A 1,031-nucleotide genomic window follows, 5' to 3' on the forward strand; every position below is an offset into this window, starting at 1 on the left:
GGCTGGACCGCCCGCATGATGCCCGGCGCCGTCCTCGAATGGACCGACCCCACCGGGCGCGTCACCACCACCCACCCACAGGACGCCCTCCACGGCGCCGTCCTCCCCGCCCCCGACCAGACCCCCGCCCGTCCCTCCCAGACCGCCGGCGAGCCCGCCTCCCTCGGCGACACGAGGTCCGGCATCCAGCTCGAACACCTCCTGCAACGGCTCCCCGGCGCCACGGTGTGGACCCGAGCCTGCCCCCGCGACCGCCGGCTCAGCGTCCTCCACGCCCGACTGGCCGGGCGCAGCGAGGCCGCAGGGGTCACCGGACGCCGCGGCGACCTCCTAAACGCCCCGGGACGTCGGGTGCGCCGCCTCGACGTCCCGCCGTTCTGACCGGTCGACCGCCCCCGCCTCGCCGGCCGAGAGGATCCCGTGGCGGGCGCCGCCTCAGCGGTAGTTCGTGTAGTTCAGCGCGACGTCGAGGTCCTTCTCCTTGAGCAGGCGCTGTACGGCCTGGAGGTCGTCGCGCGACTTGCTCGTGACGCGGACCTCGTCGCCCTGGATCTGGGTCTTGACGTTCTTCGGGCCCTCGTCGCGGATGATCTTGGTGATCTTCTTGGCGTTCTCGGAGGAGATGCCCTCCTTGAGCCCCACGTCGAGCTTGTACTCCTTGCCCGACAGGCGCGGCCCGGCCTCGGGGACCTCTAGGTGCTTGAGCGAGACGCCCCGCTTGACGAGCCACGTCTGCACGACGTCGAGGACGGCCTTGCAGCGGTCCTCGCTGTTGGCCTCCATCTTGATGACCTCGCCGGCGAGCTCGACCCGGGCACCGACGTTCTTGAAGTCGTAGCGGTTCGCGATCTCCTTCGCCGCCGCGTTGACGGCGTTCGCGATCTCCTGCTTGTCGTAGGTGCTGACGATGTCGAAGCTGCTGTCCGCCACGGGTCCTCCAGGGTTGCCTCGGGGCCGGTCCGGGGTGCTGGACGGCCGATTCGGTGAGTCGAGTACGGCTTGCTATCCTTCCATGCGCACCAGGCAGGTTG

The 1,031-nt window shown here is 70.4% G+C and carries 1 protein-coding gene and 1 pseudogene; one reads left to right on the top strand and one right to left on the bottom strand.

Annotated features, from left to right (window positions below; translation table 11 throughout):
• Positions 1-381, top strand: a pseudogene (locus ACK8HX_RS15750) (hypothetical protein); the annotation flags it as partial.
• A 54-nt stretch (positions 382-435) separates the two neighbouring features.
• Here ACK8HX_RS15750 and ACK8HX_RS15755 read toward each other — a convergent pair.
• A complete protein-coding gene (locus tag ACK8HX_RS15755; protein WP_411941673.1) occupies positions 436-930 on the bottom strand; it encodes a YajQ family cyclic di-GMP-binding protein in 495 nt (164 codons plus the stop codon).
• Between the last annotated feature and the right edge of the window lie 101 nt (positions 931-1,031).

The sequence above is a fragment of the Oryzobacter faecalis genome, assembly GCF_046764005.1.
GTDB lineage: Bacteria > Actinomycetota > Actinomycetes > Actinomycetales > Dermatophilaceae > Oryzobacter > Oryzobacter faecalis.